Source organism: Jiangella asiatica (assembly GCF_004349065.1).
GTDB lineage: Bacteria > Actinomycetota > Actinomycetes > Jiangellales > Jiangellaceae > Jiangella > Jiangella asiatica.
Window position 1 is genome coordinate 59,839 of record NZ_SMKZ01000029.1, and the last position, 23,187, is coordinate 83,025.

At 71.8% G+C, this 23,187-nt stretch carries 18 protein-coding genes and 1 pseudogene; 10 read left to right on the forward strand and 9 right to left on the reverse strand.

Annotated features, from left to right (window positions below):
* Positions 1–5: 5 nt before the first annotated feature.
* From E1269_RS19420 to E1269_RS19430, 3 genes are all read right to left on the reverse strand, one after another.
* Positions 6–1,445, reverse strand: a complete 1,440-nt coding sequence (locus E1269_RS19420; RefSeq protein WP_131897536.1) for an AlkA N-terminal domain-containing protein — start codon at positions 1,443–1,445, stop codon at positions 6–8.
* Between the two features lie 250 nt (positions 1,446–1,695).
* A complete protein-coding gene (locus E1269_RS19425) occupies positions 1,696–3,225 on the reverse strand; it encodes a helix-turn-helix domain-containing protein (RefSeq protein ID WP_131897538.1) in 1,530 nt (509 codons plus the stop codon).
* Between the two features lie 338 nt (positions 3,226–3,563).
* Positions 3,564–4,592: a serine hydrolase domain-containing protein gene (locus E1269_RS19430; protein ID WP_131897540.1), complete on the reverse strand. Its 1,029-nt coding sequence runs from the start codon at positions 4,590–4,592 to the stop codon at positions 3,564–3,566.
* A 236-nt stretch (positions 4,593–4,828) separates the two neighbouring features.
* On the opposite strand from E1269_RS19430, the gene E1269_RS19435 reads away from it, so the two are divergent.
* From E1269_RS19435 to E1269_RS19445, 3 genes are read left to right on the forward strand one after another with little or no spacing between them, the layout of a single operon-like run.
* The gene (locus E1269_RS19435; RefSeq protein WP_131897542.1) at positions 4,829–5,449 is read left to right on the forward strand and encodes a cyclodeaminase/cyclohydrolase family protein; all 621 of its coding nucleotides are present in this window, start codon (positions 4,829–4,831) and stop codon (positions 5,447–5,449) included.
* Complete coding sequence (locus E1269_RS19440; RefSeq protein WP_131897544.1) at positions 5,446–6,285, forward strand: bifunctional 5,10-methylenetetrahydrofolate dehydrogenase/5,10-methenyltetrahydrofolate cyclohydrolase; 840 nt, start codon at positions 5,446–5,448, stop codon at positions 6,283–6,285. The genes E1269_RS19435 and E1269_RS19440 overlap by 4 nt, the downstream gene beginning before the upstream one ends.
* A 30-nt stretch (positions 6,286–6,315) precedes the next feature.
* Entirely contained in the window at positions 6,316–7,245 is a 930-nt protein-coding gene (locus E1269_RS19445; RefSeq protein WP_131897546.1) for a bifunctional helix-turn-helix transcriptional regulator/GNAT family N-acetyltransferase, read from the forward strand.
* A gap of 19 nt (positions 7,246–7,264) precedes the next feature.
* Here the strand turns inward: E1269_RS19445 and E1269_RS19450 are convergent, their stop codons facing one another.
* Genes E1269_RS19450 through pdhA form a run of 3 tightly spaced genes read right to left on the reverse strand, consistent with a single transcriptional unit; the run spans position 7,265 to position 10,663 of the window.
* A complete protein-coding gene (locus E1269_RS19450) occupies positions 7,265–8,548 on the reverse strand; it encodes a dihydrolipoamide acetyltransferase family protein (protein ID WP_131897548.1) in 1,284 nt (427 codons plus the stop codon).
* A 26-nt stretch (positions 8,549–8,574) separates the two neighbouring features.
* Positions 8,575–9,582, reverse strand: coding sequence for an alpha-ketoacid dehydrogenase subunit beta (locus E1269_RS19455; protein ID WP_131897551.1), 1,008 nt, complete (start codon positions 9,580–9,582; stop codon positions 8,575–8,577).
* Between the two features lies 1 nt (position 9,583).
* Positions 9,584–10,663, reverse strand: coding sequence for a pyruvate dehydrogenase (acetyl-transferring) E1 component subunit alpha (pdhA, locus tag E1269_RS19460; RefSeq protein WP_203433903.1), 1,080 nt, complete (start codon positions 10,661–10,663; stop codon positions 9,584–9,586).
* A gap of 119 nt (positions 10,664–10,782) precedes the next feature.
* Here pdhA and E1269_RS19465 point away from each other — a divergent pair, with 119 nt between their 5' ends.
* The 3 genes from E1269_RS19465 (at position 10,783) to E1269_RS19475 (ending at position 17,032) form a co-directional block, all read left to right on the forward strand.
* Positions 10,783–11,418 (forward strand): TetR/AcrR family transcriptional regulator, encoded by a 636-nt coding sequence (locus E1269_RS19465; RefSeq protein WP_131897553.1) that lies wholly within the window; start codon positions 10,783–10,785, stop codon positions 11,416–11,418.
* A 277-nt stretch (positions 11,419–11,695) separates the two neighbouring features.
* Entirely contained in the window at positions 11,696–14,554 is a 2,859-nt protein-coding gene (locus tag E1269_RS19470) for an AfsR/SARP family transcriptional regulator (RefSeq protein WP_131897556.1), read from the forward strand.
* A gap of 384 nt (positions 14,555–14,938) precedes the next feature.
* Entirely contained in the window at positions 14,939–17,032 is a 2,094-nt protein-coding gene (locus tag E1269_RS19475) for an Ig-like domain-containing protein (RefSeq protein WP_131897558.1), read from the forward strand.
* A gap of 282 nt (positions 17,033–17,314) precedes the next feature.
* Here the strand turns inward: E1269_RS19475 and E1269_RS19480 are convergent, their stop codons facing one another.
* Both E1269_RS19480 and E1269_RS19485 read right to left on the reverse strand, forming a co-directional pair.
* Positions 17,315–18,076 carry a DUF1707 SHOCT-like domain-containing protein gene (locus E1269_RS19480; RefSeq protein ID WP_131897560.1) on the reverse strand — a complete coding sequence of 254 codons (762 nt, stop codon included), beginning with the start codon at positions 18,074–18,076 and terminating at the stop codon, positions 17,315–17,317.
* Between the two features lie 66 nt (positions 18,077–18,142).
* Positions 18,143–18,595, reverse strand: coding sequence for a (deoxy)nucleoside triphosphate pyrophosphohydrolase (locus E1269_RS19485; RefSeq protein WP_239000964.1), 453 nt, complete (start codon positions 18,593–18,595; stop codon positions 18,143–18,145).
* A gap of 219 nt (positions 18,596–18,814) precedes the next feature.
* On the opposite strand from E1269_RS19485, the gene E1269_RS19490 reads away from it, so the two are divergent.
* The 3 genes from E1269_RS19490 to E1269_RS19500 all read left to right on the forward strand — a co-directional run bounded on the left by E1269_RS19490 (position 18,815) and on the right by E1269_RS19500 (position 21,532).
* Complete coding sequence (locus E1269_RS19490; protein ID WP_131897564.1) at positions 18,815–19,681, forward strand: CAP domain-containing protein; 867 nt, start codon at positions 18,815–18,817, stop codon at positions 19,679–19,681.
* A gap of 81 nt (positions 19,682–19,762) precedes the next feature.
* A complete protein-coding gene (locus E1269_RS19495; protein ID WP_203433904.1) occupies positions 19,763–20,806 on the forward strand; it encodes a GNAT family N-acetyltransferase in 1,044 nt (347 codons plus the stop codon).
* An 81-nt stretch (positions 20,807–20,887) separates the two neighbouring features.
* Positions 20,888–21,532, forward strand: a complete 645-nt coding sequence (locus E1269_RS19500) for a TetR/AcrR family transcriptional regulator (RefSeq protein ID WP_131897566.1) — start codon at positions 20,888–20,890, stop codon at positions 21,530–21,532.
* Between the two features lie 32 nt (positions 21,533–21,564).
* On the opposite strand, the gene E1269_RS19505 is transcribed toward E1269_RS19500, so the two are convergent.
* Positions 21,565–22,380: an alpha/beta fold hydrolase gene (locus tag E1269_RS19505; protein WP_162606515.1), complete on the reverse strand. Its 816-nt coding sequence runs from the start codon at positions 22,378–22,380 to the stop codon at positions 21,565–21,567.
* A 250-nt stretch (positions 22,381–22,630) separates the two neighbouring features.
* Here E1269_RS19505 and E1269_RS19510 point away from each other — a divergent pair.
* Positions 22,631–23,187: pseudogene (locus tag E1269_RS19510) on the forward strand (hypothetical protein); the annotation flags it as partial.

Below are 23,187 nucleotides of genomic sequence, written 5' to 3' on the forward strand. Positions count from 1 at the left end.
CGGCGTCACAGCGTCGACCAGACGTGCAGCAGCGCGTAGGAGCGCCAGGGCCGCCAGTTCTCGGCCAGCTCGGCGACGGCCCGCGGCCGGGTCGGCAAGCCCAGCCCGGCCAGCCCGTGCGTCACGCCCAGGTCGGTCGGCAGGAAGACGTCCGGGTCGGCCAGCGCGCGCATGCGCACGTACCGCGCCGTCCACGGTCCGATGCCGGGCACGTCGAGCAGCAGCCGCTCGGCCTCGTCGCGGTCCACGCCCGGGTCGAGCCGGATGCCGCCGTCGGCCAGACGAGTGGTCAGCTCGTGCAGGGTGCGCTGCCGGCTGCGCGGCATCGGGAACGTCGACGGCTCGACCGCGGCCAGCACGGACGCCGTCGGGAACGCATGGGTGACGGTACCGACCGGCGCGTCCAGCGGCTTGCCGTGCTCGGCCACGAGCCGGCCGGCGACGGTGCGCGCCGCGGCGACCGAGATCTGCTGGCCCAGCACCGCGCGGACCGCGAGCTCGTCGCCGTCGACGGTGCCGGGCACTCGCCGCCCGGGATACGCGGCCACGAGCGGCCCGAGCACCGGGTCGGCGCCGAGCAGGTCGTCGACGGCCTGCGGGTCGGCGTCGAGGTCGAGCACCCGGCGGCACCGGGCGACCGCGGCGGTCAGGTCGCGGGGGTCGGCCAGCCGCAGTGTCGCCTGCACCCAGCCGTCCCGCGGGGTCAGCTCGGCCACGCCGGTGCCGTGCGGCAGCGTCATGCCGCGCCGGTACGTGCCGCCGTCGACCTCCTCGATGCCGGGCACCGCGCGCTCGGCCAGGAACGCCAGGACGCCGTCGAGGTCCGCCGGCTGCCGGTAGGCCAGCCGCAGATCGATTGTCCCGGCGACGCGGTCGCGCCCGGTCCGGCGGGCACGGCCGCGCAGCTCGCTCGGCGTGATGGCGTAGACCTCGCGGATCGTGTCGTTGAACTGCCGGATGCTGGCGAACCCGGACGCGAACGCCGTCTCGGTGACCGGCAGGTCCGTGGTCTCCAGCAGCACCCGTGCCGTGTGCGCACGCTGCGAGCGGGCCAGCCGCAGCGGGCCGGCGCCGACTTCTTCGACCAGAGTCCGGTGGACCTGGCGCTCGCTGTAGCCCAGCCGGCACGCCAGCCCGGCCACCCCGTCGCGGTCGACGACGCCGTCCGCGATCAGGCGCATCGCGCGACCGACCATGTCGGCGCGCACGTTCCACTCCGCCGACCCGGGTGTCGCGTCCGGGCGGCAGCGGCGGCAGGCCCGGAAGCCGGCGCCGTGTGCCTCGGCGGCCGTACGGTAGAAGCGGATGTTGGCCCGCTTCGGCGTCATGGCCGGACAACTGGGGCGGCAGTAGATGCCGGTCGACGTCACGCCGATGTAGAAGACGCCGTCGAACCGGGCGTCGCGGCCCTGAACTGCGCGGTAGCACGCTTCTTCGTCGAGCATGCGTCCAGTGTGACTCGCCGGGCGGGCCCCTACTAGCGGGAATCGGACATCACCGTGTGACACCACCCCGGCAGCCCCTCAAATGATCACGTTCACCACGAAACCTCGTGTCGCACCATGCTTGCACGCATGGTGTTGCACGGGTGATCCTGCTGAACGTGATCATTTCGAGGGCGCAGGGGCGAAGCTCTGCGGCCGCCGATCCCAGGCCTGAGCCGGCCGTGACCCCGGAACCGGCGCTCCTGATCGATCAGATGTCGCGGAAGGGCTCGATGCGGGCGCCGAGCACGGACAGCCGGGCGGCCAGGTCCTCGTAGCCGCGATTGATGACGTAGACGTTGCGCAGCACCGACTCGCCCTTGGCCGCGAGCATCGCCAGCAGCACGACGACGGCCGGCCGCAGCGCCGGCGGGCAGATGATCTCGGCGCCCGACCACCGGGTCGGTCCCTCCACCAGGACGCGGTGCGGGTCGAGCAGTGTGACGTTGCCGCCGAGCTTCGTCAGCTCGGTCAGGTAGATCGCGCGGTTCTCGTACACCCAGTCGTGGATCATCGTCTGGCCGTTCGCGGTGGCCGCGATCAGGGCGAAGAACGGCAGGTTGTCGATGTTCAGGCCGGGGAACGGCATCGGGTGGATCTTGTCGTGCGGCGCGCGCAGCAGCGACGGACGCACCGTCAGGTCGACCAGTCGGGTCTCGCCGTTCGCGGCGACGTACTCGGCGCTGCGGTCGTAGTCGAGGCCCATCTCCTCCAGTAGCGCCAGCTCGATCTCGAGGAATTCGATCGGCGCCCGCTGGACCGTGATCTCCGACGACGTGACGATCGCGGCGGCGAGCAGGCTCATCGCCTCGATGGGGTCCTCGGACGGCGCGTAGTCGACGTCGACGTCGATTTCGGACCTGCCGTGCACCGTGAGCGTGGTGGTGCCGATGCCGTCGATGCGCACGCCGAGCCGGGTGAGGAAGAAGCAGAGGTCCTGCACCATGTAGTTGGAGCTGGCGTTGCGGATGACGGTGACACCGTCGTTGCGGGCCGCGGCCATCAGGGCGTTCTCGGTGACGGTGTCGCCGCGCTCGATCAGCACGATGGGCCGGGTCGGCGACGCCTTCCGGTCGACCTCGGCGTGGTAGTAGCCACCGGTCGCCTTGAGCTCGAGGCCGAACGGGCGCAGTGCCGACATGTGCGGCTCGACGGTGCGGGTGCCGAGGTTGCAGCCGCCGGCGTAGGGAAGCTTGAAGCGGTGCTCGCGGTGCAGCAGCGGTCCGAGGAACATGATGACGCTGCGCGTGCGGCGGGCGGCTTCGACGTCCATGCTGTCGAGATCGAGCCGCTCGGGTGGAACGATCTCGAGGTCGCGTCGCTCGCCGAGCCAGCGGGTGCGGATGCCGATGCTCTCGAGCACCTCGATGATGCGGTTGACCTCTTCGATGCGGGCGATGCCGCGCAGTACGGTGCGGCCCTTGTTGAGCAGGCTGGCGCACAGCAACGCGACGCTGGCGTTCTTGCTGGAGCGGACGTCGATGCTGCCGGAGAGCTGTTGGCCCCCGCTGACCCGGAGATGCGTCGGGCCGGGTTGCCCGAGTGAGACGATCTGCTTGTCGAGTGCCTCACCGATGCGGGCGATCATCTCCAGACTCAGGTTTTGCTGACCGTGCTCGATCCGGTGGACGGCGCTCTGGCTGCTGCCGAGAGCGTCGGCGAGCTGGCTCTGGGTCCATCCGCGGTGCTGTCGCGAGTCACGGATCAATCGACCGATCCGGCTGCGGTAGTCGTCTGCCACGAGCGGAACCATATCTCAGCTATGAGTTAACTGACGCCACATTCGTCACATTGGACACGCCGTAGTCACGCAGTAAGGGAGCTCTCATTCGCGTCATGACGTCGGCGTGGCGTGCTGGACCGTGGCCTCGTCGTTGCGGCCGACTGCTTGGACGGCGCGGACCTCGCGGCAGTTCCCGGCTCAGGCGAAAAATCGGGAGGCGGCGGCCGCGGCGGCGCCGGCTGCTCCCGTCCACGTCGTCCTCGACCTCGCGGTCTTCGTCCACCGCCGGGAGCCGCGCGTCGGCCTCGAGGGCCTGTATGGTCCGCCGGCTAGTGGTGCGCCTGACGCCCTGACGATCAGGGGTCGAACGCCACTCGCCAGAAGCGGTCGCGGACCGCGTTGACCGGCCCGCTCGACCGCGTGTAGTAGAGCTTGTTCGTCAGCAGCACCGCCCATCGGCGCCGGCGCGGTGAGACCCACATCCCGGTGCCGGTGAAGCCCAGGTGCGCCCAGACGTCCGGGATCGCCCGGTCGGCCGGATGCCAGAACAGCCCACGCGCCGGGCGCAGCGAGCCGGTCTGCACCTTGAGCGACTCCTTGATCCAGGCCGGGCCGAAGCCGGGGCGGCGCGGTGCCTGGTCCGGTGCGAGCAGGTAGCGCAGGAAGGCCGCGAGGTCGTCGGCGACGGAGAACGCGCCGGCGCTGCCGCACACACCGAGGAGCCGGGCCGAGTAGTCGTGCGGGCTGCCCTTGAGGTGCCGGCCGGTGTCGGAGTCCCACTCGGTCGGCGCGCACCGCGCGGCGACGTCCGGCGGCAGCGGCCCGAACCGGGTGGACGTCATGTGCAGCGCGTCCCAGGCACACGCGCGGCTGAGGTCGTCCAGCCGCAACCCGGTGAGCCGTTCGGCCAGCAGCCCGAGGACCAGCGCGGCTCGGTCGGTGTACTCGACCACCTCGCCGGGCCGGTGCTCCAGCCGTTCGCGCAGTATGCCGCGTTCGACGGCGGTGCGGTCGGAGCCGTACAGCGCCTTGAGGTTGGCCCGCGATGGCACGCCGGCGGTGTGCGTCAGCAGGTGCTGCGCCGTGACGGCGGCCAGGTCGAAGCCTTCGAGCTCGGGCAGGTAGGTGGCCAGGGGATGGTCGAGGTTGAGCGTGCCGTTCTCCCACAGCGTGCCGACGGACGCCCACACCGCGACGATCTTCGTCAGGCTGGCCAGGTCGAAGACCGTGTCGGAGCGCATCGGGCCGTCCGGTTCACGCGGGTCCAGCAGCCCGCGGGCGCCCGAGCCCGTGACGCCGTCGGGATCGCCGACGGCCCACACCGCGCCGGGGAAGACGTGGTCGTCAACGGCGCGGGTCAGCACCTCGTCGATGGCTCTCGTCATCGTCGCCCTGTTCGGTTGTGCGGTGGGACCCGCCGGGGGTGTCGAGTCCCGGTCGGTCGCCGTGGGTCGGCCCGGCGACCTTCCTTCATGATCGGTCCAGACCGGCCGGAATCGTGAGGGTTTGTCCCACATCGTGGGCACATGAGACGCGCGGGGCCGCCCTGGCGTCCCGCGGCCGGTGCGGACGCGGGAGACTGGAGTCGTCGTGCGTCCCACCGAGCGACGAGGAGACCAGCGTGCGCGACGTGCCGATCGGCGACTTCCTCGACAGCCTGGCCGACCGGGTGCCCGCACCCGGCGGCGGTGCCGTGGCGGCATTACACGCCGCGCAGTCCGCCGCACTGCTCGGCATGGTCGCCCGTTACAGCACCGGTCCGACGTTCGCCGACCATGCCGACGTGGTCGAGCGGGTTCTGGTGCGCGCGGACGCGCTGCGTGCCGACGCGCTGGAGCTTGCCGAGGACGACGCCGAGGCGTTCCGCGCGGTCACCACGACCTACCAGCTGCCGAAGGAGACCGACGAGGAGAAGACGGCCCGGTCCGCGGCCATCGCCACGGCACTGGCCGCTGCCGCCGAGCCGCCCGCGGCGGTCATCGTCGCGGCAATGCACCTGGTCGCGATGGCCGAGGAGCTCCTGCCGGTTGGCAACCCCAACGTGGTCACCGACGTCGCCGCGGCCGCCGACGCCGCTCGCGCGGCCGCCACGACCGCGCGGCTGAACGTCGAGGTCAACCTGGCTGGCGTCACCGACGACGTGGTCCGCGACCGGTTGGCCGCCACCGTCGGCGAGGTCGACGACCTGGCCGCGCGCGCGGACCGGGTGGCCGCGGCCGTGCGCGAGCGGGTCGGGTCGTGACCGCGACGCGGCTGGGTGGCGCCGAGCCGGCCGCGATCGTCCGGGCGGAGGTGACGGAGCGGGCGGCGTGGCTGCGGGCCGCCGGCCGGCCACCGCTCCTCGCCATCGTCACCGCCACCGACGACGACGCCAGCGCCTGGTACGTCCGGTCCATCGCGACGGCGGCCGGAAAGGCCGGCATCGACTGTGACGTCGTCGACCTCGGCTCGGCGGCCACCGCCGCGGAGATCGGCGGCCGGCTGACAGAGCTGAGCGCCGACGCGGCCGTCACCGGCCTGATGCTGCAGACGCCCCTGCCGCCTCGGGTCGCCCTGGCGGACGTGGCCGCGGCAATCGACCCGGACAAGGACGTCGACGGCGCCAACCCGCTCTCGCTGGGGCGACTGGCGGCGGGACTGCCCGCGTTCGCGCCGGCGACGGCGGCCGCGGTCGTGGCGCTGCTGGACCATCACGGCATCGAGCTGGCCGGCCGGCACGCCGTCGTCGTCGGCCGGTCGACGGTGGTGGGCAAGCCGCTGGCGCACCTGCTGCTCGACCGGGACGCGACCGTGACGGTGTGCCACTCGCGCACGGCGGATCTGGCCGCGGTCACGTCGACGGCGGACGTCCTGGTCGCCGCGGCCGGGCGGACCCGCCTGATCGGGCCGGACCACGTGCGGCCCGGTGCGGTCGTCGTCGACGTCGGCACCAACCCGACAGCGGACGGCGGCCTGGCCGGTGACGTCGACCCGGCGGTGGAAGGGGTCGCGGCCGCGCTGAGCCCCGTGCCCGGCGGAGTGGGGCCGGTGACGACCGCGCTGCTGCTCCAGAACGTCGTGAGGCCGATGCTTGACTGAGTCAATGGTTCTGTTGATACAGTCAAGGACATGACCAAGGTACGGCGCGACCAGGTGACCGCGGTCCGGCAGTTCAACCGCTTCTACACGCGCGTCATGGGCTTCCTCGACCAGGAGCTCCTGCGCTCGGGGTTCTCCCTCACCGAGGCGCGCATCCTGTTCGAGCTCGGCCAGCGCGACCTCACCGAGGTCGGCGAGCTGCGCGAGGTGCTCGGGGTCGATGCCGCCCAGCTCAGCCGCACGTTGGCGCGGTTCGAGTCGGCCGGGTTGATCGAGCGGTCACGCTCGGCGGCTGACGGACGCAAGCTCCTGGCGGCGCCCACGGCGGCCGGGCAGACGGCGATCGCTGACCTCGTTACCCGGTCGGACCAGCAGGCCGAGCAGCTGCTGGCGGGGTTGCCCGAGCCGGAGCGGCGCCGTCTCGTGGCCGACCTCGACTCCGTCCGGCGGCTGCTCGCCGACTCCGAGACACCCAGCTCCTACGTCATCCGCGGCCTTCGGCCGGGCGACCTGGGCTGGGTGGTGCACCGCAACGGCGTGCTCTACGCCCAGGAGTACGGCTGGGACCGCAGCTACGAGGCGCTCGTCGCCAGCATCGTCGCCGACTACGGCGCGAACCACGACCCGGCCCGCGAGAACGCCTGGATCGCCGAGCGGGACGGCCGCCCGGTCGGCGCGGTGTTCTGCGTGCGCAAGGACGACACCACGGCACAGCTGCGGCTGCTCCTCGTCGATCCGGACGCCCGCGGCTCGGGTCTGGGCACCCGGCTGGTAGATGAGTGCGTCGCGTTCGCCCGGGCGGCCGGCTACACCTCGATGGTCCTGTGGACCAACGATGTGCTCGCGGCCGCCCGACGCATCTACCAGAAGGCCGGATTCGAGCTGGTCGAGGAGAACGAGCACCACAGCTTCGGCCACGACCTGGTCGGCCAGATCTGGCGCCTCGCGCTCACGCGATGATCACGGGCGAGGGGCAGGGTCAGGCCACGGCGAGCCAAGGATCCTCCAGCACCGCCGCGAGGTCGCGGACGAACTCAGCGGCCTGAGCGCCGTCGACCACCCGGTGGTCCGACGAGAGCGTCATGGTCATGCGCTGGACCACCGCCACCTCGCCATCGCGGACGCCCGGCTCGGAGCGCACCGCGCCGACCGCGAGGATCGCCGCCTCCGGCGGGTTGATCACCGCGGTGAAGTGGTCGATTCCGTACATGCCCAGGTTGCTGACCGTGAACGTACCGCCGCTCATCTCGTCCAGCCCGAGCTTGCGGTCGCGCGCCTTTCCGGCCAGCTCCCGCGTCTCGGCGGAGATGCGGGTCAGGCTCTTTGCGTCGGCGTCCCGGACCACCGGCACGACCAGCCCGGTCTCCGTCGCCACCGCGATGCCGATGTTGATGCGCCCGTGCTGCACGATGCCCTCGTCGGTGAACGACGAGTTCACCACCGGGTGGTCGTGGAGCACGACCGCGGCCGCGCGGACGATGATGTCGTTGACGCTCACCTTGGCCTTGCCGGCCGCGACCAGTCGCTCGTTCAGCTCGGCGCGCAGGGTCGAGAGCGGACCGGCGTCCACCGTCTTCGTCACGTAGAAATGCGGCGACGTCTGCATGCTCTCGGTGAGGCGGCGGGCGATCGTCTTGCGGATCGACGTCAGCGGGATCAGCTCGTCGGTCTCCTTCAGGGCGGCAGCGGCCGAGGTTGCCGGAGCGGCGGCGGCTGGCGTCGCCGGCGCGGTCTGCTGGGCGCTCGAAGTGTCGCGTGCCCGGGCCACGTCGGCGCGGATGATCCGCCCGCCCGGGCCGGTGCCCTCGATCGTCGTCAGGTCGATCCCGAGCTCTCGCGCGTCGCGGCGGGCCAGCGGCGACGAAAGCACCCGCCCGCCAGCTCCGGTTGATCTTGGACCAACCGCACCATTACTGGGTGAATTGTCCGGTTGATTCCGCGCGGACTCCAAGATCGACGGGCCGCTCGGCGGGGCGGGCGACTCGGCCGCCGCCGGCGTCTCAGCCCGAGCCGGTGCCGGAGGCTCGCCGGCCGTCTGCAGCCGGGCGATCGGTGCCCCGATCGGTGCGATGCCGCCGTCGGGCACGACGATCTGCGCGAGGACGCCGTCCTCGTAGGCCTCGTGCTCCATGACGGCCTTGTCGGTCTCGATCTCGACCAGCACGTCGCCGGCCTTGACCTCGTCGCCGACCTGCTTGCGCCACGCGCTGACGACGCCTTCCTCCATGGTGTCGGACAGGCGTGGCATCAGGATGTCGACCATGACTTCTCCCTGTGCGTGTCGACCGGTCAGTGCGCGCCGACGGACCGGCGCCCGACCGCGTCGAGCGTCTGGTGGACGGCGGTGACGACGTCGGCGGCCGACGGCAGCGCCGCCAGCTCCAGCGACTTCGCGTACGGCAGCGGCACCTCGGCCATGGCGACCCGCCGCACCGGCGCGTCGAGCCAGTCGAACGCGCCGTCGGAGATCGACGCCGCGACCTCCGCGCCGATGCCGTAGGTCAGCCAGTCGTCCTCGAGCACCACGGCACAGGAGGTCTTCTTGACCGACTCGATGATGGTGGGGCGGTCCAGCGGCCGCAGGCTGCGAAGGTCGACCACCTCGGCGGAGATGCCCTCCTCGCTGGCCAGCTTCTCGGCGACCTGCAGGGCGACGTTGGCCATCCGCGAGTAGGCGACCAGGGTGATGTCGGTGCCCTCGCGGGTGACGGCGGCCCGGCCGATCTCGGCGGGCTCGTCGCCGTCGGGGACCTCGCCCTTGGTGTTGTAGAGGGCGAGGTTCTCCAGGAACAGAACTGGGTCGTCGTCGCGGATGGAGGCGAGCAGCAGCGCCTTCGCGTCGGCCGGCGACGACGGCGCCACCACCTTGAGGCCGGGCGTGAACGCGTAGAACAGCTCGACGTTCTGGGAGTGCGTGGCCGCCAGTTGCTGCCCGCCGCCACCGGGGGTCCGGATGACCATCGGCACGCTGCGCTGACCGCCGAACATGCCGTAGATCTTCGCCGCGTGGTTGGTGATCTGGTCCAGTGCGAGCAGCGAGAAGTTGATGGTCATGATCTCGACAACGGGACGCAGCCCGAGCATCGCGGCGCCGACCGCGGCACCGGTGAAGCCCTCTTCGGCGATCGGGGTGTCGCGCACCCGCTTCGGGCCGAACTCGTCGAGCAGCCCCGCGGTGATCTTGTAGGAGCCCTCGAACCGGCCGATCTCCTCGCCCATCAGGAACACGTCCGGGTCGCGGAGCATCTCCGCGCGCAGAGTGTCGTGCAGGGCCTGGCGGTAACTCATGACGGCCATGTCAGGCTCCAACCGGGAACAGCGGGTCAGCTGAGTCGTTTCCGGGCTCAGCGGGAAAGAGGGCTTCGCCCGGCAGGCGCCGCGAGTCGTTCGGCACCGGCGTCGCATAGGTGTAGTCGAACAGCGAGGAGACCTCGGGGGCGGGGCTCTTCTCGGCGAACTCGACGGCGGCCTTGACGATGCGGGCCACGTCGGCGTCGATCTCCGCCAATTCGTCGACGCCGGCAACTCCTCCACTCACCAGCTTGTCGTGCAGGCTGGCGACCGGGTCCTGCGCGCGGACCGCGTCGACCTCGTCCTTGCTGCGGTATGCGGCGGGGTCGACGACGGAGTGCCCGCGCAGCCGGCCGCTCACCGTCTCCAGCAGGTACGGCTTCTGCTCCTTGCGGGCCCGCTCGACGGCGAGGCTCGCCGCGTCGCGCACGGCGATGACGTCGTTGCCGTCGACCCGCGCGGACTCCATGCGGTACGCCGAGGCCCGCTTGTAGAGCTCCGGCTCGGCCGACGCCATCTCGACCGTGGTGCCCATGCCCAGCTGGTTGTTGACCACGATGAAGACGACGGGCAGGTCCCACAGCGTCGCCATGTTCAGCGACTCGTGGAACGCGCCGATGTTGGTGGTGCCGTCGCCCATCTGGCACATCACGACCTCGTCGCCGTCGCGGTACGAGACGGCCAGCGCCGCGCCGGTGGCCAGTGGGAGCTGCCCGCCGACGATGCCGTAGCCGCCGAGCTGGCGGACGTCGGTGTCGAACAGGTGCATCGACCCGCCCCAGCCCTTGCTGACGCCGTCCTGCCGGCCGTACAGCTCGGCCATGACGCGGCCAGGGTCCATGCCGCGGATCAGGGCGTAGCCGTGGTCGCGGTAGTTCGTGAAGAGGTAGTCGCGCTCCTGCAGGGCGGCCATCAGGCCGACGACGGTAGCCTCCTCGCCGAGGTTGAGGTGGCAGTACCCACCGATCTTGGCCTCGGTGTAGGCCTGCGCCGTGCGCTCCTCGAACCGCCGGACCAGGAGCATCTGCCGGTAGTAGCCGAGCAGCTCCTCGGGGTCCGGTACCGAACGCTTACGTCTGGTGGCCACTCTTTACCCGCCCTTCGTTGTCACGGGACGTCCAGCCGTCGGCCCGGCGGTGGCCGGGCAAACAATGAAACGTTATCGTTTCATTGTAGAGAAGACTACCTCGGGTCAGGATGGCGACCATGACTGCTCGGCCGGCGGCGACGGCACCGCGTGGGAGACCCCGCGACGCCGACCGCGCCGCCCGCCGGGACGCGCTGCTCGAGGCCGCGATGCGCCAGTTCCTCACGCACGGCTACGCGGCCACCACCATCGAGGAGGTGGCCGCGCAGGCGCGGGTGGCAAAGCGCACCATCTACACCACCATCGGCGACAAGACCGACCTCTTCGTCGCCGTGGTGCGCCGGCTCGGTGACCGGGTGGTCAACGCCGCCGCGCCCGACGCCGGTGACCCCGTCGCCGACCTCCACGCGTTCGGGGTCCGGCTGATCCGCTTGATGCTGTCCGACGAGGCCATCGGGCTGCACCGGCTGGTCACCGGCGAGGCGGCGAAGTTCCCCCACCTCGCCGCCCGGCACTACGCGAACGGCCCGCGCCGCTACATCGTCGTGCTGGCGCAGTTGCTCGCCGCACTGCCCCCCGAGCGCCTGCTCGGCCGGCCCGACGACCTCGACGACCTGGCCGAGCAGCTGTTCACGCTGTTGATGGGCGAGGCGCACCGGCGGCGGATGTTCGGGCTGGACCCGGCGCCGTCGGACGCGGCCGCCGACGCCCACGTGGCGCGCACGCTGCGCCTCGTCCTCACCGGGCCCGGGTGAGAACCACCGCGTCGCCGACGGGTCGCTCCACCGGAGCCGGCGATCCATACGCCGGCGACACCGGCACCGGTGACGACGAACGTGACGAATCGGGTCGGCTTGCCGCTGGGTGCTCCGTCCGGAGGGCGTCGTGAGCAGATCGGGAACGGTATCTACCCGAGGTGTCGCACGGATGAACACCGGACGAGCACTGGTCCGCTCCCCGGATGACTGTGTCGCGACAGCGCGGTCACCGGTACGGTGACACCCGTGCAGGGGGACGGAGGGAAGACACACGGTGGGCCGCGCACAGATTGATGTGGCGCTGCTGGGGCCGGTCGAGGTGCACCGCGAGGGGGTAACGCTCCAGGTGCCGGCCGGTCGACCGACAGTCATCCTCGCCGCCCTGGCGGTACGACCCGGTACCGTCGTCCCGGTCGACACGCTGGCGGGATACCTCTGGCCCGAGGACGAGCCCGTGCACCCGCGAGCAGCGATCCAGACCCATGTCGCGCGGTTGCGGGCCGCGCTCGGCGACGGCGTCGTGCAGGCGGCCGGCGACGGGTACCGCCTCGACCTGCCGCCCGACGCCGTCGACGTCGCGCGCTTCCGCCGGCTCGTGTCCGCTGCCCGCGACGCGGGGCCGTCCGGCGAGCTCGAGCTGCTGCGCTCGGCGCTGTCGCTGTGGCGGGGTAAGCCGCTCACCGGGCTGGTCCCCGACGACTTCGAGCGGGCCGCGGCGCCGCTGCTGATCGAGGAGCTGCTCGCGGCCACGGAGCGGCTGTTCGAGCTGCGGCTGCACCTGGACCAGATCGACGACGATGCGGTGCCCGAACTGCGCCGGCTGGTCGCGGCCCATCCGTGGCGCGAGCGGCTGTGGGCGCAGCTGATGCTGACCCTCTACCGGCAGGGTCGGCAGGGTGACGCCGTCGCCGCATACCACGACCTGGTCACGGTGCTCGGCGACGAGCTGGGCATCGACCCCGGGCCGGAGCTGGCCGAGGTCCATCGCCGCATCCTCGCCTCCGACCCGACGCTGCTCGCCGTCCGCCAGCAGCCACAGCAGGCCGCCGCTCGAGCGCCCTTCCAGCTGCCGCGGACGACGGCGCGCTTCGTCGGGCGCGAGGCCGAGATCGCGGTGCTGACGAGCACGCTGGCACAGAGCGAGTCGTGGGCGCGGCTGGCCCTCATCTCCGGCCCCGGCGGCTCAGGCAAGACGACGCTGGCCCTGCACGTCGGCCATGCGCTGCGCGAGGCGCACCCCGACGGCCAGCTCTTCGCCGAGCTGCGTGGCTCCAGCGACCCCGCCGACCCCGCCGACGTGCTCGCCGAGTTCCTCCGTGCCCTCGGCACCGACGAGGCCGACATCCCGGTGCTGGCCGACGAGCGGGCCGCGCTGTTCCGGTCCGCCTGCGCCAACCGCAAGCTGCTCGTGGTGCTCGACGACGCGCGCGACGCAGCCCAGGTGACGCCACTGCTGCCGGGTTCGGGTGGGTGCAGCGCGCTGGTGACCAGCCGGCCGCAGCTGAGCATGATCCCGGCGGACGTCCAGATCGACCTGAGCCTGTTCGCCGCCGACGACGCGTACGAGCTACTGGAGTCGATGGTGGGTCACGACCGGCTGGCCGCGGAGCCCGACGCCACCGCCGTCGTCATCGATGCCTGCCAGGGGTCGCCACTGGCGCTGCGGATCGCCGGCGGCCGGCTCGTCACCCGGCCGTCCTGGCCCATCGACCACTTCGCCGAGCGGCTCACCGGTGGCCGGCTGGACGAGCTGGAGATCGGCGATCTCAGCGTGCGCGCCATGCTGACCGCGTCGGTCCAGGGCCTCGACCCCGCCGTCGGCTACCGGTTCCGGCTTCTCGCCGCGCTGCCCGGCCCGTCGGTCGACGTGGAGGCGGCCGCCGTCGCCTGGGACGTCTCCGCCACCGACGCGCGCGCCCGGTTGGAGCATCTGGTCGACGTGCGACTCATCGACTCGTACGCCCCGGACCAGTACCGCTGGCACGACCTCGTCGACGACCACCTGCGCGCCAGCGCCGACCCGATCCGCGTCGCGGCGGCCAGGCAGCGGCTGGTCCGCTACTACCTGCGAAGCCTGCACGAGCTGTGGCCGGTGCTGCGGCCCGGCGCCGATGCGACCGAGGACGCGCCATGGTTCCCGCACGACGTCGTCGGGCGCAGCTTCGCCGACCGCGCCGACGTGCACCGGTGGCTGCATCCCCACTCGGCGCTGATGACGTCGCTGGGCATCGCCGGGCTGCGCGCGGACGGGCAGAACCTCTTGGACGAGTCCGCGGCGCTGCTGCTCGCGCTCACCCGGGCCGGCTACGAGTGCTGCCGCGACGCGCGCAGCGAGGAGCTGTCGCGCGCGGTTCTCGACGTGCGGACCTCGCTGGGTGACACGTCCCTCGTCGGCCGGGCCTGGCACGCGCTCGCCCTGACCCTCGGCGCCCAGGGCCGGCGGCGGGAGGCACTCGAGGCCGGCACGCAGGGGCTCGCGGTCCGGCGCGGGCTGGGCGACCGTTACGGCGAGATCATCATGCTGCACAACATGGCGGTCTGGCATGAGCTCGACGGCGAGTACCAGGAGGCAGCCGACCTGTTCGAGCAGTGCGCCGCCGCCGACGACGTGCTGACCCCGGCGATGCGGCGCCGCTGCCGCCGCAACCTGGCCGACGTGCTGGTGAGTCTCGGCCGGTTCGACGAGGCGCGGCGCAACCTCGAGTTGACCGGCGAGGGCCTGGAGGACGGCACGTGCACCGAGGCGTTCGACCAGATGCTCGCGGTGGCGCACCTCGAGCTCGCCACCGGTGCCGCGCACCGCGCGGTCGAGGTCTATGAGCGGGCCGCGGCGCTGGCCATGGAGCTGGGCTCGGTGGCGCTCGAAGCGACCGCCCTGGTCAAGGCCGCACAGGCGCGCCGGGCCGCGGGCGTCGAGTACGCGGAGGCGGCCTCGCGCGCCGCCGGGCTGGCCCGTAGCGAGCACCTGGCCGACATCGAGGCCGAGGCGCTGTGCGAGCTGGGTCACAGCAGCGCGGCGCACGGCGACCGCAAGGCCGCCACGGGCCATTGGACCGCGGCGCTGCGCATCTACGAGTCCATGGAGTCCGCGCGCGCCGACGAGGTCAAGGCTCTGCTCGCGGAATCGCGGTGACCGCACGTCCGATGACCATGATGTGACATCGTTCTATCCGGCAACCTTTGTCCGGTTATAGGTGGACAAAACGTGGCTCATTAATTGCCACGAGAAATGTCCCCTGAAATAACATGACCAAATGCAGGTCGCACTGTATTGGCGATGTCGACTTGTGTAACGTGATCTCGTCCCGGTTTCCGCGTCATGCAGGGGGAACCCCCAGGTCGCGGTGGCCGGGCAAATGCCATGTCAGAATGACATCTTGGAGAATTTGTGAGCACAATGCTGCCGCGCCGGCGAGTCGTGGCACGTGCTGCCGGAATGCTCGTGGTAACGGCCGTGGCCGGTGGGGGCGTCATAGCTTCGACCACCGCGGCACACGCCGAAGAGCAGCCATCCGCAGTGCTGCCGACCTTCGCCGCCGACGACTACATCGAGCTGGCAGCGGACCTGCCGGCCACGCTGCAGGCGGCCATCGAGCGCGACCTCGGCATCGACCCGGCGCAGTACCTGGCCAATGCCGAGGCGGCTCGCGCCGCATCCGACGTCGCCACCGCCCTGCGCGCGCAGGGCGTCGACATCCTCGGCACCTCGATCGACGGGCAGGACGTCACCTACAACGTCGCCGACGAGGCCGACGCGGCGCTCGCCGAAGCTGCCGGCGCCGAGGTCACCGTCGGGCCGATCGAGCTGCTGGACAGCGGCCGCGAGGTACAGCCGGCCCAGGATCACAAGGGCGGCTACGGCTATGCCTACCAGGTCGCCGAGGCCGACGAGACCGGCTCGTTCCCGCTGAGCCGGTGCTCCGTCGGCTTCAGCGGCTTCGATGCCGACGGCAACGACCGTTACCTGACCGCCGGCCACTGCGGCGTCGACGAGGAGACCGGCGAGCAGTTCACCTACCCGGTGCACCACATCGAGCTGTCAGAGCCGATCTGGGCCACCGAGGACTGGGCGAACGAGTTCCCCGGCCCGGAACTCGGCGAGTTCGTGCCGGGCTCGATGCACTTCGGTGAGCAGCACGACGGCGGTCTCGTCGACATCACCAACCCCGACTGGACCGGTGTCCCCCAGGTGGCCGGGTGGGCCGGCGGCTCCGGCGCGCCGGACGAGAACTCCGTCACCATCCGCGGCCCGATCGACGCCGTCACCGGCGCCCAGGCCTGCAAGTCCGGCGCCACCTCCGGCTGGACCTGCGGTGAGATCCTGGTCCCGGCGCAGAGCACCCCGGTCGGCGCGCAGGACGTGACCGGCTTCATCTTCAACGCCTGCCTGCTGGGCGGCGACAGCGGCGGCTCGGTCGTCGTCGGCAACTACGCGCTGGGCGTGAACTCCGGCTCGACCCACGACGGGCGGACCGAGTGCGACAGCTGGGTCCCGGCCACCGGCCCGGACGACACGACCGGCGACTTCAGCATCGGCTACTCGCTGTCCACCGGCGAGTACAACGCCCTCACGCTGCTGGGCAGCGAGTGGGAGCTGTCCGTCGCGATCAACACCCCGCAGGTCACCTCGCCGGAAGACGGCGGGCAGACCGGCCCGACGCCGACCTTCACCGGCACCGTTGAGGCAGCCCGCTCGACGCACCGGGTCGAGGTCACCGTCGACGGCGAGCAGTCCTACGAGGGCACCATCGCCGACGACGGCACGTTCTCCGTCGCCGCCACCGAGGCGCTGGCCCCGGGCGAGCACACCTACGAGGTCGTCGCGACCTACGGCAACCACTCCCGGTCCGAAGTGGCCAGCGGCACGTTCACCTCGACCGAGGTCCAGGCCGAGGCGCTCACCGTCGAGTCGCCCACCAACGGGCAGACCACCGACAACCCGCGTCCGAGCTTCACCGGCACCGGCCAGCCCGGCGCCACCGTGACGCTCGCCGTCGGCGACGAGGTGCTCGGCGAGGCGACCGTCGCCGAGGACGGCACCTGGACGATCGCGCCGTCGGCCGACCTGCCGGTCGGCGAGCGGTTCGACGCCACCGTCACCCAGGCGTTCGAGGGCGACTCGCAGGTCGTCACGGTCAGCGACCTCGGCATCACGGCCGCGCCGGTGACCATCACGGCGCCGGAGGACGGCTCGACCGTCGCCGGTGACGTCGTGTTCAGCGGCACCGCGTTCGCCGGCGCCACCATCGGCCTCGCGATAGAGGGTGTCGTCACCGAGTCCTCGGAGCGCGTCCAGACCGCCGCCGATGAGTGGGAGGGCGAGCTCGTGGTCGGCGAGGACGGCAGCTGGACGTTCACGCCCGCCGAGGAGCTGCGGGACGGCGAGTACACGCTCACCGCCACGGCCACCCTCGACGGCGGCGACCCCGAGCTGACCTCGTCGGAGGCCTCTGTGTCGTTCACCGTCGGCGCTGAGGGTGACGACGACGGCGGCGAGCTGCCGGACACCGGCTCGTCGAACGTCTGGATGATCGTCGTGGGTGTCGGCCTGCTCGTGGCCGGCGGCGTCGCGATCGCCATCCGGGCCCGGCGCGGCGGTAGCACCGCGTAACACCGGATCGCGATGACGAACGGCCCCGGCCCGCTGAGCGGACCGGGGCCGTTCCGCGTCCCCCACCGCTGGTCACCAGGGTGAAGGTCGCATGAAAGCGATCTGAAAGTCGGGCTGTCTACTGTCGGATGCAGCGAAGGAAACGGATTGTCCTCCACCGCCGTTTCCTCGCGATACAGGGGGCTTCCACGGGGGAGCCATCCGGTGATATAGACCGGCCCCGCAGGTCCGTGCCCGGCCTGCGGGGCCGCCACCGTTGCGCCACCGGGCGACCCTCGACCGTCAGCCCGCCTTCTTCGCCACCTGGCGCGCCTTCTTCAGCGGCAAGTCCTTGGCCTCCTCCGGCAGCCGCCAGACATCGATGCCGCCCATGAGGTTGTAGGCGAGGATGCGGATGCGCGGCGCGCCCGCCCGCGCCGGCCGCCGGCTGCCGCGCTCGCCCGTCCCGCCCATCAACGAGAACCCGCCGACCTCGACATCGATGGTGTCCGGCACGTAGATGTCCATGCCGCCCATGACCGTGACCGCGACGATCGTGGTGTCGTCGGCATCCAGCTCGGCGTGGCGCAGATCGATGTCGTGGCCGCCCATGACGGCGACGGCGTTGATGCGCTCGGCCGCCCGCCAGCGGCCGCGCTTCTCCGTCCCACCCATGAACGCGACGATCCAGCGGGTGGCCGCGCGGCGCTTGCCCGGAGCCGCGGTGGGTGTGGCCGGCCCGGACGGGGCGTTCTGCTCGCTCGGCAGGTCGGCCGTCAGCCGCTCCAGGTCGTCCCTGGTGACGGCATTGTAGGCCAGGCCGATGCGCTCCTCGAGCTCGAGCAGCGTGAGCCGGCCGGTCGTGGCGTGCTCGGACAGCGCCTGGACGACCTGTTCGCGCTCGGCGTCCGAGGCACGCACACCGGGCAGGACGTGCGGCTGCGGGAGCGCTGGGGCACCGGCGGCGGGTTCGTCGGCGTGCTCGTCAGCGGGCGCGGCGGCGTGGTCGTCCGGACGCTCGTCGGGCCGCTCGTCGGGCCGCTCGTCGGGGTCGGAGGCGGTCATCCAGCCAGGCTAGCGGGCCTGGGCGGCTCCCGTCGTCCACCGCTCAGTGGACCTCTCCCCTCGCGGTCAGCCCGGGCGGCAGTCTGGGCTCACGGCCTCGATCAGCGCCTTCACCACCGCGACGTCCGCGGGAAGCCACGCGACCGAGTCCCATTCGCCGGGGCCGAGCCAGCGCAACTCGTCGTGCTCCTGCAGGGGCTCGGGCTCGCCGTCGGTGAGCACCGCCAGCCACAACCGCATGGACAGGCCGGGGCCGAGCGTCCACCGTCCTTCGGTAGGGCCGGGCAGCTCTGCGCCGAGCCGCACGCCGACACCCAGCTCCTCGTCGAGCTCGCGGTGCAGCGCCTCCAGCGGTGTCTCTCCCGGCTCGACCTTGCCGCCGGGGAACTCCCATCCGCCGGCGAGTGCGGCCGGTGCGCTACGGCGCGCGGCAAGCAGATTCTGGGGCCGGACGAGGTCGTCGACGATGGCCGCGGCTACGACGAGCCGATCGGCCGGCGCCGGCTGCTCTTCGATCATGCGACCCATCCTCGCCGACGCGGATGTCACAGATCGGTCGGCCGTTGGAGGTTTGGGAACCCTGGGTTGTGGACAAAACTGGGCGATGGCTACGGTATGTCAGGTTTCATCACAAAGACCGTCAAGGGCGCTTAGGGGAGGGGCGTCCGGGTTGGAAAGGATGTCGAGTCCGTGACAAGCGAAGCCAGGCACGCACGCCTGCGTAATCTGCCTCCCTTTGTGAAGGTCGGCGCCATCGCGCTGGCGCCCGTGCTCGGGGTGGGCGGCCTCATCTACGCCGTGACCGACGACGAGCCCGTTCTGCACGCTCGGGTCGAGTCCACCACCCCTGACTACGCCGAGCCCGACGACACACCCACCCCGACCGCGGAGTCGACCACCCCGTCGGCGGAGGAGACGGGGTCAAACGCGCCGACTGGGACGCCGTCACCGACCGACGACGCCTCCGACGACTCCGACGACGAGGGGTCCGACTCGTCCGGCTCCGAGGACGACGCGTCCGACAACGACGAGCCGTCCGAGCGGCCCATCGCCACGCGCCCGCCGGACGAGCCCACCACCACCGATGAGCCCACGCCGACCCCGTCGGACGAGCCCACCACCACCGACGAGCCCACGCCGACCCCGTCGGACGAGCCCACCACCACCGACGAGCCCACGCCGACGCCCACGGAGTCGGAGGAGCCGCTGCTGCCAGGGCTGCCGCTGGATGGCCGGGAAGAGGAGCTCGTCGAGGAGCTCGCCGAGCTGCGTGCCGAGGCCGGCTGCCCGGACCTGCGGCTCGATCCGCGCCTGCAGGCGGCGGCCCGCGAGCACAGCGAGGACATGCGCTCCCGGTGGGAGGTCTCGCACGTGAACTCCGACGGCCAGGACACCGAGGAGCGCGCCCGTGAGGAGGGCTACGATGCGCCGGTCGGTGAGAACCTGGCACACGGTGGTGCCAACGCGCGCCGCGTCGTCGACGAGTGGTCCGACGACGGCTCGGATCGTGCGGTGATGCTGGACTGCGACTACCGCGCGATCGGGCTCGGCGTCGAGTCCGGCCTGTTCGGGTCGTGGTGGACGTTGATGCTCGGCAAGGACTGAGCCGCTGGCGCGCTTGTGAGGTGGCGTGGCCGGGCGGAAATTCGCTCGCCCGCGCCACGGTCGCCGCCCTACGGTGTCGCCGTGAGCACGCTCGACCTGGAACCCCTCGCCACGCGGGCCGAGCCGCCGCAGCGGCTGCCCGCCCTGCCGGCCGACGCCGGCCTCACGTGGCGGCCACTCACCCTCGACGACGTACCGGCCTGGTTCGAGCTGGTCACGGCCACCGAGGACGCCGACGACGCCATCGAGCGCCAGACGGCCGCCGAACTCGCCGACCAGTTCAAGGGCAGCTGGCGCGACCCCGCCCGTGACAGCATCGCCGGCATCGACGCCGACGGTGCCATCCGTGCGTACGCGTTCTCGGTGTTCCGGCCGGTCACCGAGGGCACGCAGGCGCCTTACCTGGTCGGCGCGGTGCATCCCGACTACCGCCGCCGTGGTGTCGGCCGGGCGCTGGTCGCGTGGTCGGAGGCGCGGGCGCGCCAGCAGCTCGCGACCGCGGAGGCCAACCTGCCGGCCCGCATCCGCCTGTTCGCCGACGAGCACAACACCGGGATGCGTCGGCTGGCCGAGGCCAGCGGCTACGGCGCGCTGCGCTGGTACGTCGGCATGCGTCGCGACCTCTCCCAGCCGCTGCCCGACGTCGCAACGCCGGCCGGCCTGCGGGTCGAGCCGTACTCCAAGGCGCGCGACGAGGACGTCCGCATCGCGCACAACCAGTCGTTCGCCCGCGACCACTGGGGTTCCAGCCCGGTGGACGCGGAGGCCTGGGCCCTGGACGTCGTCGGCGGTGAGAAGTTCCGGCCCGACTGGAGCGTCCTCGCCATCGACGAGGCCACCGACCGCGTCGTCGGGTACCTCATGTCCGGCGCGTACGACCAGGACTGGGGACCGCAGGGCTACACCGAGGGCTGGACCGACCTGGTCGCGGTGCGCCGGGAGTGGCGGGGGCGGGGTGTCGCCGGCGTCCTGCTCACCGCGGCGATGCGCGCCTACGCCGCCGAGGGCATGCAGTACGCGGGCCTCGACGTCGACACCGACAACCCGACCGGTGCGCTCGGCGTCTACACGCGTCTGGGCTATCAGCGCGAGAAGGGCAGCGTGCTCTACACCAAGGAGATCTGAGCCCGCCCACTGGCTCGTCGTTCGCAGGCCCAAGTGCAAGCGACTGTCAGTTCGCCGGAATCAGCGCTACCATCGGCGCTGATGACCGCCGACCCGGGAAATCCAGCGAAAACCGCCGATGGGATCTTTGACTCCCAGCCGGTGGGGTTGCGTGAGCGCAAGAAGCTCAAGGCGATGAATCACATCCAGCGGGTGGCGATCGCCCTGTTCGACGAGCACGGCTATGGCAACGTGACCATCGAGCGCATCGCCGCCGAGGCCGAGGTGTCGCCCAGCTCCGTCTACAGGTACTTCGGCACCAAGGAGCAGATCGTCCTCTGGGACGTCTACGACCCCATCGCCATCAAGGCGTTCGACGATCAACTCGCCGCGCGCGACCCGGTCACGGCTCTGCGCGCCGTCATCCACGACATGATCGACATGATGACCCGCAACGACGAGGAGGAGCTCGCTCAGCGGCGCATGCACTACGCCATGACCGAGCCCGCGGTCCGGGCGGGCATGGACCGCCAGGCCGCCGAGACCGAGGTCACCATCCGGGAGCTGCTGGCCAAACACACCGGCCGCGACCCCAACGATCTGGAGCTGAGAGCTACCACGGCCGCGATCGTCGCCGCGTTCATCGCCGCCGTCGCCTACTGGCACGACACCGGCTACCGTGACTCGCTGCGCGACGTCATCGACGGCGCGCTCGTCGTCGTCAACCGCGGGCTTCGCCTGGACTGACGTTCGGGGCTGCCGCGCGGTGCCCGCCGGGCTCAGCGGGCCAGCCGGGCCCGCTCCAGGAACGTCAACACCGCTGCGTTGAACGCGGCGGGCTGCTCCATCGCCATGGTGTGACCCGTCCCGGGGACGACAGCGCTCGCGGTGAACTGCGCGTCAGCCTCGATACGACCGGCCACGGAGTGGATGTCGGAGGAGTCCAGATCGCCGACCAGCACCAGCAACGGAGCCGCCAGCTCGCCCAGCCGGTCCATCGCACCGACCTCGAGCAGCGTTCCGGAAGCCGCCGAGTGGTTCACGATGACGTCGAGCGCCATCCGCTGGCAACGGCGCCGGACCTCCGGGTCCACCTGCTCCTTCCGGCGCAGTGGCCCGTCGACCCAGGCGCGCAGGAAGCACTCGACGTACCGTTCCGCGTCCATGGCCCTGGCGGCTTCGGCCTGTTCGCGCAGCAGAGCCAGGATCGCGGGGTCGCTGAACCGCATCCCACTCACGCCAGGGCTGGCCAGGACCATCATCTCGACCACATCGGGATGGGTGAGCGCGAAGTCGACCGCGGTGCGGGCGCCGTACGACAGCCCGACCAGCGAGGCCCGGGTGATGTCGAGGCCGGCCAGCAGCTCCCCGAGATCCTCGTAGGCGGCGAAGTCGTCCTTCGGTGTGGTCGACTGGCCGTGCCCGCGGGCGTCGTAGCGGATCACCCGGTACCCGGCTCGGACGAACTGGCCGACCTGGCCGTCCCACATGCGTTTGTCGAGCGTTCCGCCGTGCAGGAGGATCAGGGCGTGACCTGCCCCGCGGTCCTCGAAGAACAGCTCTCCGCCACGGACCGGGACGCGGCCACTCGTCATTGCGTGCATCTCCCGTTCGGTCGTCGGGTGAACAAGGCGACCTGACGCAAGGTATGACAGATCGCGACGTGCCCGGTAGCGTCGTCCATCTCGTGGTCACCCCTCGTGGCCGGAACCGCAGCTCCGGGCCGTTGTGAATCATGACACGGTCGTCCGCGCGGTATCCGCCGATCGGGCGGTACGGTGCGGACGTTGTCAGACCATCCCGCGATGATGGGGGTTCGCACGTTCGGGTCGAGCGGAGGTACGAGTGCGGACCAACGGGAGCCAGCGCACGGCAGGTAGCGGGTCCGATGGCGCCGCGCCGTCGGTCGAGGTCGCCGTCGAGGCGATCATGGCGGCTACGGCCGACCACCTCTACGGCCGGGTGGCGACGGCCGACCTGGTCGCCGGGCGGCTCGCGTTCCTGGTGCGGTGGCCGCGGGTGCTGCATGCCGGGGTCGCCGCGGTGCTGCGCACCCAGCTCGAGCGCTTGTGGTCAGCCGGCTGGCTGCCCGTCGACGTCCACCAGGTGGCCCGCCGCCAGGCTGACGAGGTGATCGCCGGGCTGCTCGCGGCGGCCGTCGCCGAAGCGACCCACCAGCGGCCGGCCGCCACGACCCACCCGCGGTGGTTCGCCCAGCTCCGGCAGCTCGACGTCCTCGACGGCTGGTCGTCCGACCGTCCCTACCCGGCGCAGTGGGCCGACCGGCACGGCGTCGACGAAAGCGCGCTGCTGGCCGCGACCGTCGAGGCAGTGACGCTCGCGCTGCGGCTCCCCGTGCTGCCCGCCGTCCTGCCGCCGCCCGGTCAGGGTGGGGTGGGCAC

What these genes read in the sequence shown, in the direction of transcription:
- E1269_RS19445 (WP_131897546.1), top strand. Translation starts at nt 6,316, where the DNA reads ATGACCAAGGTACGGCGCGACCAGGTGACCGCGGTCCGGCAGTTCAAC.
- E1269_RS19430 (WP_131897540.1), bottom strand. Translation starts at nt 4,592, where the DNA reads ATGACGAGAGCCATCGACGAGGTGCTGACCCGCGCCGTTGACGACCAC.
- E1269_RS19485 (WP_239000964.1), bottom strand. Translation starts at nt 18,595, where the DNA reads ATGATCGAAGAGCAGCCGGCGCCGGCCGATCGGCTCGTCGTAGCCGCG.
- E1269_RS19500 (WP_131897566.1), top strand. Translation starts at nt 20,888, where the DNA reads ATGACCGCCGACCCGGGAAATCCAGCGAAAACCGCCGATGGGATCTTT.
- E1269_RS19450 (WP_131897548.1), bottom strand. Translation starts at nt 8,548, where the DNA reads ATGGTCGACATCCTGATGCCACGCCTGTCCGACACCATGGAGGAAGGC.
- E1269_RS19420 (WP_131897536.1), bottom strand. Translation starts at nt 1,445, where the DNA reads ATGCTCGACGAAGAAGCGTGCTACCGCGCAGTTCAGGGCCGCGACGCC.
- E1269_RS19505 (WP_162606515.1), bottom strand. Translation starts at nt 22,380, where the DNA reads ATGACGAGTGGCCGCGTCCCGGTCCGTGGCGGAGAGCTGTTCTTCGAG.
- E1269_RS19465 (WP_131897553.1), top strand. Translation starts at nt 10,783, where the DNA reads ATGACTGCTCGGCCGGCGGCGACGGCACCGCGTGGGAGACCCCGCGAC.
- E1269_RS19480 (WP_131897560.1), bottom strand. Translation starts at nt 18,076, where the DNA reads ATGACCGCCTCCGACCCCGACGAGCGGCCCGACGAGCGGCCCGACGAG.
- E1269_RS19455 (WP_131897551.1), bottom strand. Translation starts at nt 9,582, where the DNA reads ATGGCCGTCATGAGTTACCGCCAGGCCCTGCACGACACTCTGCGCGCG.